Origin of the sequence: Acinetobacter ursingii DSM 16037 = CIP 107286 (assembly GCF_000368825.1) — a bacterium.
GTDB lineage: Bacteria > Pseudomonadota > Gammaproteobacteria > Pseudomonadales > Moraxellaceae > Acinetobacter > Acinetobacter ursingii.
This window is the reverse complement of the sequence record NZ_KB849716.1, coordinates 599164-609654: the sequence shown is the minus strand read 5'-3', so window position 1 is coordinate 609654 and position 10491 is coordinate 599164. Positions and strand designations below refer to the sequence as shown.

At 37.4% G+C, this 10491-nt stretch carries 12 protein-coding genes and 3 pseudogenes; 7 read left to right on the top strand and 8 right to left on the bottom strand.

Annotated features, from left to right (window positions below):
• From F944_RS16965 to F944_RS07545, 3 genes and pseudogenes are all read left to right on the top strand, one after another.
• Positions 1–75 (top strand): annotated as a pseudogene (locus F944_RS16965) (IS1595 family transposase); the annotation flags it as partial.
• Positions 72–425, top strand: a complete 354-nt coding sequence (locus F944_RS07550; RefSeq protein ID WP_004988886.1) for a hypothetical protein — start codon at positions 72–74, stop codon at positions 423–425. The pseudogene F944_RS16965 and the gene F944_RS07550, both read left to right, overlap by 4 nt.
• A 619-nt stretch (positions 426–1044) precedes the next feature.
• Complete coding sequence (locus F944_RS07545; RefSeq protein WP_004988885.1) at positions 1045–1356, top strand: ankyrin repeat domain-containing protein; 312 nt, start codon at positions 1045–1047, stop codon at positions 1354–1356.
• Positions 1357–1569: 213 nt separating this feature from the next.
• On the opposite strand, the gene F944_RS07540 is transcribed toward F944_RS07545, so the two are convergent.
• From F944_RS07540 to F944_RS07510, 7 genes and pseudogenes are all read right to left on the bottom strand, one after another.
• Positions 1570–2118, bottom strand: a complete 549-nt coding sequence (locus tag F944_RS07540) for an NADPH-dependent FMN reductase (protein WP_004988882.1) — start codon at positions 2116–2118, stop codon at positions 1570–1572.
• A gap of 70 nt (positions 2119–2188) precedes the next feature.
• The gene (locus F944_RS07535) at positions 2189–3145 is read right to left on the bottom strand and encodes a M15 family metallopeptidase (protein WP_004988880.1); all 957 of its coding nucleotides are present in this window, start codon (positions 3143–3145) and stop codon (positions 2189–2191) included.
• A 9-nt stretch (positions 3146–3154) separates the two neighbouring features.
• Positions 3155–3727 (bottom strand): hypothetical protein, encoded by a 573-nt coding sequence (locus F944_RS07530; RefSeq protein ID WP_010589050.1) that lies wholly within the window; start codon positions 3725–3727, stop codon positions 3155–3157.
• A 9-nt stretch (positions 3728–3736) separates the two neighbouring features.
• A complete protein-coding gene (gene icmH / locus F944_RS07525; RefSeq protein WP_004988877.1) occupies positions 3737–4543 on the bottom strand; it encodes a type IVB secretion system protein IcmH/DotU in 807 nt (268 codons plus the stop codon).
• A gap of 12 nt (positions 4544–4555) precedes the next feature.
• Complete coding sequence (gene tssK, locus F944_RS07520; protein ID WP_004988874.1) at positions 4556–5920, bottom strand: type VI secretion system baseplate subunit TssK; 1365 nt, start codon at positions 5918–5920, stop codon at positions 4556–4558.
• A 17-nt stretch (positions 5921–5937) separates the two neighbouring features.
• On the bottom strand, positions 5938–7038 hold the full coding sequence (gene tssA / locus F944_RS07515) for a type VI secretion system protein TssA (RefSeq protein ID WP_004988873.1): 1101 nt from the start codon (positions 7036–7038) through the stop codon (positions 5938–5940).
• Between the two features lie 16 nt (positions 7039–7054).
• Positions 7055–7543 (bottom strand): annotated as a pseudogene (locus F944_RS07510) (type VI secretion system ATPase TssH); the annotation flags it as partial.
• Positions 7544–7712: 169 nt separating this feature from the next.
• Here F944_RS07510 and F944_RS16750 point away from each other — a divergent pair.
• Together F944_RS16750 and F944_RS17270 are read left to right on the top strand one after the other, a co-directional pair.
• On the top strand, positions 7713–7895 hold the full coding sequence (locus F944_RS16750; RefSeq protein WP_227613857.1) for a PAAR domain-containing protein: 183 nt from the start codon (positions 7713–7715) through the stop codon (positions 7893–7895).
• A gap of 81 nt (positions 7896–7976) precedes the next feature.
• Positions 7977–8263: pseudogene (locus tag F944_RS17270) on the top strand (hypothetical protein); the annotation flags it as partial.
• A 5-nt stretch (positions 8264–8268) separates the two neighbouring features.
• Here the strand turns inward: F944_RS17270 and F944_RS07500 are convergent.
• Positions 8269–9428 (bottom strand): IS3 family transposase gene (locus F944_RS07500; protein WP_104794772.1). Its coding sequence is split into 2 segments (ribosomal slippage): positions 8269–9182 and positions 9182–9428, totalling 1161 coding nucleotides; the frame shifts between segments, so codons are not numbered across the junction.
• Between the two features lie 71 nt (positions 9429–9499).
• On the opposite strand from F944_RS07500, the gene F944_RS07490 reads away from it, so the two are divergent.
• Positions 9500–9946: a hypothetical protein gene (locus F944_RS07490; RefSeq protein WP_004988869.1), complete on the top strand. Its 447-nt coding sequence runs from the start codon at positions 9500–9502 to the stop codon at positions 9944–9946.
• A 6-nt stretch (positions 9947–9952) separates the two neighbouring features.
• Positions 9953–10456, top strand: coding sequence for a hypothetical protein (locus tag F944_RS07485; protein ID WP_010588881.1), 504 nt, complete (start codon positions 9953–9955; stop codon positions 10454–10456).
• Positions 10457–10491 lie beyond the last annotated feature (35 nt).

Sequence of the window (10491 nt, the reverse complement as noted above, 5' to 3'; positions counted from 1 at the left end):
GAATGTGAGTTTAGATTTAACTATGGGAGTCCAAAACAACAGCTCGAAATACTGTTGGATTGGACGGGTATTTGACCTTATCTACTACAGCCCCTAATGTTTTTATTACCACAGAAGAATTTGTACAAGAATTTAAAGACCTAAAGGATAATCTGATTAGAGGATACTTTACTATTGATTCCGATATATCACGAATTCATGTGTTAGCAGAATCTGGAATGAGTAATGAACAAATTAATTTGACTAAAAATATTGTTTCAGAAGTTTTAACGGATGCGCTATATACGATTTTGTTAGGTCTTGAAGGAAGTGCGTCAATCGCTCAGTATCAAATCATGTATAAGTTATTTGATGAGGCATCAAATGAACTGACTGGTAATATCGAATCTATAGCATGGGAAAAATTTCACAGCGAAAATGCATAACGATGAATCAGATTAAATATTCTTTATTTCATGATGTTTTTGATGCAATAAAAAAATCGATTAGAACTCATTTCAAAGTTGCCATAGAGATTCAGGACTCTTTCCATATAAGGTGATGCGCACAGTGGAATTGAATGTTACTTATTTTACATTCGATCATTTCAGTGCGTTAGTTCATTAGTTTGTTGAAAAGCATAGTAATTTATCAAAGCAAGGATTTTTTTATGAGACATTGAAAGAACGAATATTGAGTTTTATCAAGAGCTTGGTTTGAATGATTCAATGATTGCTGATGAATGTCAGCATCAATTTAATTTAATTTTTCCAGCTTGCAAAGGGAATATATAGATCATTATGATATTCCTCCATGAGATACATGGATCTCTTGTGATTTAAAGGATGATTTAATAGTACTCTATACGTGAGTTCATCCTGTAATTGTTTCGTTTGGGTAGAAGATCTAGAGTAAGGGTTAGAAATCACGGTATAAATATTAGGAGACTATATTTGTTTTCCGTCAGTTGTAATATTTATACTTTTAAAGATATCTTAATTTCATTATTACTCATACTGGGTACTTAGAAATCGTAATGAACTAATTTAAAGGAGATATCTGATTATGCATTTCAACTCCTTCTCTCAACTCCCTGAAGATGATGAAGAGTTACATCTTCCTGAACTTGTATACTGTGCATCTCTTGGTGATGTGGAACAAGTCGAACAATTATTGGCAGAAGGAACTGATCCCAATCAGACGGATGATGAGGGGTATAGTGCATTACAGGCCGCTGCTGAGAATGACAATTTAGCCGTAGTGAAGTTACTCGTGGGAAAAGGTGCAAATGTTGCATATAAAGGCGAATATACTGCGCTACAGCTTGCTGAAATGGCAAAAAATATCGATGTGGTTGAATATTTAAGAAGTCTGTAAATCGTATATAAGTAATAGATAAAAAGAAGCCCCATCATCCTGACAGGGCTTCTTTATATTCCGTTTATAGTGCCACAAATATCCTATCTATGACCGCATCCTATGCATCTTATTATTTTCAATGAGACTTCCTGTCTCTGTATATTTTATAGAATAGATGAAATCTATTGATACACCAATTCGGCAATAACGACGATATATGTAAGTTTTAGCTTACACAGAATTTTTTTGGTATTTTTTGAGTTTCTGTACCAAATCGGTTAATGCTTTTTCTTCAAATTCATTGGCTTCAAAGCTTTCTTCTTTATTACGTTTGAAGATATCTCGAATTTCAATCACTGCATTCGGATCGATCATATTCAAACTTGAGGTGACTTGACGAATTTGTCCAACCGAATTTGAACCATAGGTCACCCCGTAGCTAATAAATGAGGCTGGTTTTCCACTCCATTCTTTGCCCAAATAATCCAATGCATTTTTAAGCGCAGGGCTATAACCGTGATTGTATTCAGGGCTAATAAAAATAAAGGCATCTGCCTGCGCAATTTTATCGGCCCACTCTTGTTGTTTGGGTTGATCGTAAATTCCCGTAGCAGGTGGATGGCTGCCTGCGAAAAGTGGTAAATCCCATTGTTTTAAATCAATAATTTCAGCTTGAAGATCTGTATTTGGTTGACTCGAAAGACAATGGTTTACCCAATTTGCGACTTTGATCGCAGTACGTCCCTCACGGATACTTCCAACAATAATATAAATGCGCATGATTATTCCAAAATTATAATGTCAATTAGCAGTTAACCAATCTAGAGTAGATTTGAAAAGTAGAGCTTTGTTATAAATTTGAGTTGTTTACTGTCCTTTCTGCTTCAGCTAGTAGTTGATCTGCCATTTCTTTGGTCTTTTTCAAACCTGGCATGCGGTATTCAGTATGTCCATAGTCTTGAATCGATTTCCAACGACCACCCCAAGTAAGACCGACTGATTCAGCGACTTCACCATACAATTGATAGCCACGCATCGCCCATGGATCACGTTCAGTAATGACCACTTTACCATTACGCTTGAAGGCAACATCTGCGGCTAGACCAAATTGGTGATAACTCTGATAACCACGTGCGCGTGTTGTATTAGGATTGCCTGAAAGAAGGTTTTGACGTGCAGGACTACGATAACCTTCGAGTAAAACCAGTTCGTAGCCATAACGCTCTTTCATCAGTTTAAAGACCATGAGCAAACGTTGTTTATAGCGTGGATGCATTTTATCCCACTTACGATCAACCAACTGATCGTCTAGTGAACCATGATGATGTAGAGATTCGAGTTGTGATGTCTGAATCGACTGATTATTTTGAGCTTGATATTGTTGTTCAAGCTGATTGGCTTCAACGATGGCAGCTTCAACCAGAGACTCATCCACTTCAGGAGGAGGAGTTAAAATTTCACCATTCAAAAGCGTATAAATTTGTGGATCGACTTCTTTTAAATATTCAGCTTCTATATGTGTTGGCTGAATGGGTCGTGTAAAAGCAAATATCATCACACTGGCAAACAGAAAAAAACCAGCAATTAAAATCCACCATTGTTGTACATACCAGTGCGATTGAAGTCGTTCAGGTGCAGAAGCGTGATGAACATGCTGTGCAAAAGTTTTTACCCGATTTAGCTTTTGTTTGCTTTGTGGTAATACATTATGTAATGAGTTTAAAAGCTTTTGACGCAATTCGTAGGACATCAGACAGGCTAAAGCGAAAGCAAGCCCGAAAAAACAAATCAAAATCAGCAGAATCATGGAAGCTGTTTACTGTACTTCAAAAGGTTTTCGAGTGACTTCAATTTCGACAGAAGCACGCGGACTCTCAACTTTTTCTGACGGAGCAATCGAATTTTTATCCGTCTGAACTGCGTTGTTTTTCGGTTCAATCGCTATAGATTGGGCGGCTGCTTTTACTGTAGGCATTGGCTTTTGAGCAGGTGTTGGAGCTTTGGTGACTTCAAATGGAGAAACACGTGCAGCAGCAGGAGCATGTTGAAATAACTTACTCAAATCACTGTCTTTAGGCTGTTGAATTGCTTCATCATCGTCTGCTTCTTGAGGGGCTAAGGCATGCTCTTGCTTAGAATGTGAATGATCCGTAGTATGCTCAGCATTTATAGGTTGTTGAGTGGCTTCAGTATGGTCAGCCGCTGAAGTTGCATCTAAGTTTAAATTGGTATTTTCATTGATATTTGAGCTTTTGATAAAAAGCATAAATCCGAAAATACTGACTAATATTCCAGCTAAAAAACCACTCAAAACCAGTATAGCTGGTGATAACATCTTCTTTTTATGACTTTGTAAGATGCGAATCGATGTTGGTTTATCTTGAGCCATATGCATTCACTAAGGCAAATAAATAGTAATGTGAGCTTCTTCAGCAGGAGCCGAAATTACGTTCTGATAAGGTGCTAGTGCGTGAGAGCTTTGGTTGGAAAGCATATAACGTAAACCAGCAAAACTAAGTAATGCAAATAAGAGTAGGAAAATCAGAATCCAGAAGAACGGTAATTCGCCATGGATCATGTGTTTAATTTGATCTGGAATCGCAGCAAAAGGAGAAAAAGCTGCTTTTTTCCCTTTGAGATAATCAATTTCATCACCAACACGTGCCACCAAATGATTTAAATTTTCAATGGATTCAATACGATATTTGCCTTGAAAACCTAAAAGTAAGCAGTAGTGGAAAACTTCAAGTGCAGGGAGGCGATCTTTGCCGCGGCTACGTAATTGTTCCAAAATTTCAAAAAAACGATAGCCTGCTAGTTGAGAACCAAATAGGCTGAGTTGTAAGGGGCTAATTAACCATGCATTTTGGAGATTAAAATAACTAGGGTCTGGTTGTGTGACAATGGTTTCATCTAATAATGCACAAAACGCGTATTTTGCATCATGGATATCATCAGCAGAAAAATGTAATTTCTTGGCCTGTTGTTCAAATCGATTGAGCAAATCCAGAATTTTTGTCCGAAATTCATTGGTGTCAGAAGGGACGTATTGATTACGAATTAAAAACACAATGTAGAATCCGTCATGCAGCAAATCGACCAGATTAATGGTCTGGGCTTTGCTTTGACTTTGAACTGGAGGCGTAAGTCCACCGCCAATTTTGCCATCGTCAAATAGAGAGGGTGCACCTGTTGGTTGAGTCATCTTTTCTCCTCCTTATGCATTAATCACAGCAATCAGTTCGATACTAATATCCTGAAAACCAGCAGGAACATAAATACAAATCGACTCTGATTCCAGCATACGTTGGTAAAGTTCATGATGAGGTTCAACTTCAAAATAACTTACCCCCGAACGAACTGGAATGGCAGTAGGTACTTGCATCAGGTGGTGTAAAGGAATCGCGGGTAAGGCGGCCACTACACGTTGTTCAACATCGAGAGTACTACCGACTTTAAAGCGTAATGGTACAATTTGAACCAGTTCATGGGTTTGCATCATGCTGCTTGAAACTGCGATATATAGACGACTCTCTCGAGTAATCTTGTCTGATTCCAGACTACCTAGCCAGTAAGATGGACGAATCTCTTTAAGAGCGATGCTGATATAACGACTGGAAATAATGGTATCGAGTAAATCACGCAAAATCATATCCAGTTGCTGGAAACTCTCTTGCAACTGGTGATGACGATATTGAGGAAGTTGATCGACCTCGTATGCAGTGGAGAATGTCAACAATGAACCCGTTAAGCGGAGTAATTCAAAAAATAGACGCTCGGGATGAATCTGCGGATTTTGCAGTACATGATTTAAAGTCGCATGTGCCGTATTTAATGCATTGACCAGCCAGAATGAGACAATATCGCCAGAACGGAACTCAATCAGTTTTTGTTCATTTTCACGATTATTGGTTTGAATAGTTTTGATTTTGGCTCGAATCACATTCAACGTACGTTTCAAATTTGAAGTGAGGGACTCTGAACCTTCAATATGTAGCAATGGAGGAATGAATTTACGATCCAGTTCAAAAGAGCCTGAACTATGCCGTTTAATTTGACCAATGGGCAGATATAAAAAACCATCAAGATCGTGTTGGGGATCAAGTGTTGAATCGAATAATTTAAATTCTGCACGACGTCTTAATAAACTAATCTCAGCAGGACTGGCATTGGTAAATAAATCATGCGTTTGCATCAGATGGCTATGATAACGACCCGATTGGGTATTCTGATCAAAGGTAATATTTTGTTTATTGGCCTGTAACAGTGGTAAAGCCAGATAAATTAACATTTCACCACGAAGATTTAAATCATCCAGTAAAATGGGTTCAGGCAACAAATCCTGTGCAGGCGCTTGATAAATTTCGCCATCTTGCCAAATCATATCCACATTTTCGAGTGCCAGAACATGCATGCCAAGTTGATTTTCATCAAAACGCAGCTGCTTGATGCCATACGCAAAGGGGATCGTGCTACGAATGGTATGATTTAACCGTTGTTCATGATAACTATCTTGTACCTGAAAATGCTGAGGTCGTAAAAATAAACCTTCGCCCCAAAGTATTTTTTCTGCTTTAAACATAAGATGACGACCAACCCTTATTCATATTCATTTTTAGGTTGTACACCTAATGTTTCTTGAACCATTTGCAGAGGATGATCCTCTTTAATGACCTGCGTGAGCCATTCATGCAGTGGCATTTGGCTCCATTTAATGGTTTTTTGTAGCATATAGCTGACAGGGCTATGTGGTTCATTAGCCTGAAAATAATCGGCAATTTCCTGTAAAACCTTCATGGCCTGCTCTCGATTAGCCAGATGATTTTGCGCCTGTGGTTGAAAAACAGCTTGATTCGAGGTCGTGATTGGCTGCGCCATAGCAGGCTCCACAAGAGGAGGAATACTAGAAAGAGGGGGAGATTCTGTTTCATTCGGTGTAGCAGTAGCAAAAGCATCTGCTTTATAGATTTTTTTTAAAGTCTGGTGAATGTCATTTAAATTTGAGTCGATATTGGCAAAACTTGGAGCATCTAACCCCATGAGTTCATCCAGAACAGTTTTTAACGTTTGCCAATGTTGTAAAATCTCATTAAAGGCTTGGTAGTTTTGGTATTGAAAGCTTTTCGAAGTATTAAACAAAGCTTGCTCAAACTGTTCAAGCTCAGATACATGATCTTGCTGATCATATTCATCGGCCTGTTTGCGTCGAATATTTTGATGATAAAGAAAATTTTCGTAATCCAGTAAGTGATAAAATGGTGCGGTATTGATCAGTGCCACTTTTTTAATGAATGACGGCAATTGATTGATAAAACCTTGTAAAAGACCAATTCGCTGATCGAGGTCATCTTCTTCAATTTCAGGGTGGATGCTCAACCAGTATTGATTTAACAGACGATGACTCAACTCAAGACCTGCGGATATTCCATTAAAACCAGACTGATTTGACCAAGCTTCCGTCAGCCACGTTAAAAGACGAATATCTTTACTTTTTTCACACATGACTTGTGTAGCTGTACTCGCGACCAGATCCCAGTCTGCCTGTTTGCGTTCAGTGACCCAGTCACCTTGATCCAGCAAAGTATCATCCTGCGTACGTGCTTGTTTAATCAAATGAAATTCATTTGAAAATGAATAATCATCTCCACAAGGGTTTTGCGCTGCAATGGGTTCAAGTAAGGGTGAAATGTCGATACTCATATCCAGTGGTTACTCTCTACACTTCAGTGGTTTTGGTTTTCTGGGAAGTACGTTTTTTGGGCGTTTTCTTTACGATAGGATCAATCAAATAGATGATTTCATCTTCTTTGACATCTATGTTGATTTGTTGAGGCAATTGTTGTTCAGCCAGTGCGGTTAGAATTTCAGTCGCTAGCGCTGGTAAAACGAAAGCATTTAAAATATGGTCAACATTCCGCGCACCGCTGTCCACTTCTGTGCAACGACTGAGTAATAATTCAATTAAATCATCAGAATAAGTTATTTGAGTTTTATATTGTTTCTCAATCCTAGCAGTGACCTTCGCTAATTTGTGTTGAATGATTTTGACCAATAGATCATCGTGAAGTGGAAAATAAGGCACAATCCGCATACGACCTAAAAAGGCAGGTTTAAACTGTTGATAAAGACTAGGTTTCAGATGCTCGATTAACGCTTCCGCACTCGGCCATTGATCGACAGGCTGATTTAGACAAGCCTGCATGAGGGTAACCAACTTTCTTCTCACACATAAAAAAAATTTACCCTCTAATCTTGACTACACTAGCACGTACGCTTGGGTAGATTCGAAACAGAAAGTACTTAAAAATAGGATTAGTGAATACTTCGGTGATAAGAAAGCTGAAAACGATTGCAGATTTTAATCCTATGCAACGATTGTTTCGGGCGACCTGCATATGCAAGTGATGGGAAAAGCAGCAGCACGGGCAAATGACTCATTATCTTGTGGTTGCAAGTTATTACCAAAACAGAATCTGGTGGTGCAAGAGAATGGAGGCAGGATTACAAAAACTTCTCAGCTTAAGAATTCTAATGCGACTTTATCTTCTCAAAAATGATTTTTATATCTGACTCAATAAAAGATATATAAAATTTAATTCAAACTTATCGATGAAGATACAGGTTAGGCACTTAGTTCCATGAACTCTACAGTAGAAATTCAGGGGAGTAATAATCGTATAAATAATAATGAAGGATGTTTAATTTTTCATAGAAAGTTATGTTAAAACCCCTATAAATGTTAAAGCAGCAGAACGTATAAATTTAAAAAACAACCAATCTTTGTAGAGCCGATGATGGTTATTTAACGGTATGTAGTGGATGGGAAAATTTAATCAAAGTGAAGAAAACAGTCCCGTATACTTTTTGTATTCCTCAACATCTTTGGGACCATATTAAAAATAGGCAACCCTTTGAATATGATATGTGATCCTAGACAGTATCGTGGACAACATATCCCTCTAAATTCTTAAAATATTTATGTTCAAAGGTTTCAGGACTTAACCAGCCGTTTGCAGAATGTCGTCTGATTCGATTGTAGTAAACTTCAATATATTCAAACAAGACAGCATTGGCTTCTTTTCGAGTGGCAAATACACTGCCATGTATCACATGACCTTTCAATGTATGAAAGAAGCTTTCAGTCACCGCATTATCCCAACAATTCCCCCTACGTGACATGCTTTGAATACAGTTATTCGCCAATAATAGTGCTCTAAAATCACGACTACAGTACTGTGAGCCTTGGTCCGAATGCACCATGACACCTGTTGGATACCCCTGACGTGCCATTGCATAATTAAATGCATCACATACCAATTGACGATCTATCCGATGGCTGGTTTGCCAACCTATAATACGACGACTAAATAAATCTAGCATCACACATAAATACAGCCAACCTTCTTTGGTTCGGATATAGGTGATGTCTGTTGTCCAAACTTTATTTGGCAGAGTGACTGTAAACTGGCGATCTAATAAATTCGGTGCCGTCGGCAAATGATGATTTGAATCAGTCGTATGCTTATATTTACGTCCAATCTTGCTGCGTAAACTGAGCTTTTTCAGCATCCTTCCAACTGTACGTTCACTCATGCAGTAACCTAAATCATGCATGTCGTGCACCAATGAAGGTGCTCCTAAGCGAGCATGGTGTTGCCAATATACAGCTTTTAAATCAGTGTACTTCTGATTGACGTAAATCTGTCTCTTTCGCCAAGCATAGTAGCCCGAAGTGCTGACACCTAGGCATTTACAGGCAGAAGAAACCGTAATTTCAGTCACAGCTAGGCCTTGGATTACCGTGTACTTTTCTTGGCATGATCTGTCAGGAAGTACACATGCGCCTTTTTTAAAATATCATTAGCTTCCCTGAGTTGTTTGACTTCTTTTTCTAAATCGAGAATACGCTGTTGTTCTGGCGAGAGCTGTCTTTTGCTGGAACCAGTGGGGTTGGTCTCACGAATCCATTTATCTAATGTTGAATAACCCACACCTAATTTCTGGGCGATAGCAGCCACAGATTCGTGCGAGTTTGAAAGTGCATAATCAATTGCTTGTTGTTTAAATTCTGGACTAAAGCGTTTAGCCATTTTTACATCTCCAAAGTTAATGTTACGTTATCTTTAGAGGGAATCATTGTCCATTATTTTGGCTAGGATCAATGGCTTTACGATTTGGTCTTGAATTTGATTTGAAAGAAATTGAAAAAAATAGTCCAGGGTTAATCTATACTGAATATTTTCATACAATGATGTATTTAAGATTTGCTAGCTATTTATATAGAATTTCAAGAGATAAGGCTCTTATTGTGGCGACAGAACTTTTGAAGGATAGTTTTAGTATTAGAGTGGCAGCTCACTATAAGAATCTGGAAGATATTATACAGCTTAGTCCTACTGGATACGGTATTTTTGATAGTGCTAGATACACAGCATTGGCTATGAATACTAGAAGAAATAGAGGCCCATTTATGATTGGACAAAGGCTTTATCAAATGATTTTTAATAAAAAATGGAATACGCAAGCTTATGAACTTTGCCGAACAAAATACAGTTATCAAGTGCCAATTTCGGAAGAGGAAGCAACCTTTGATAGCACTGAATGGTGAATATCGATGAAAAATTTAATTATTTTATTTATGAGCATGCTAATGGTCGGTTGTAGTCATGCAGATAGTGGAAATCAGCAAAAACGAAAAATTGAAATAAGTAATGAACTTAGATCAAGAACTATCAGTATTGCTGATGATATAAGCCAGTCAAGAAAATTATATATAGCGGCATATAATACTGTTAATAGTAAGTCTGAAATGAATAATGAGTTATTTGTTTATACAGTTCGTAAAGTAGAAAATTTAATAGGTACTTATGAAGTAGATAATGATAATTTTGAAAATGATATTAAACACAATAAGAAAATAACTCTGGAAGCCGTTGATGGTCTTTGTATAATGAATAAATTTATTCAGAAGTATTCAATATTTATAGATTTGGAAAAAATTCCAGAAAGTCTTCAGAAAGATACAAAAAAAATACTAAAATACCAAAATCTTTATATTCAACGTCTTAATGAAGATAAAGACTATTTAAATCAATTAAAATGTTTGAATCTAAAATAATTTAAAATTTTACCTATTTATTCGAAGAAAGTTAT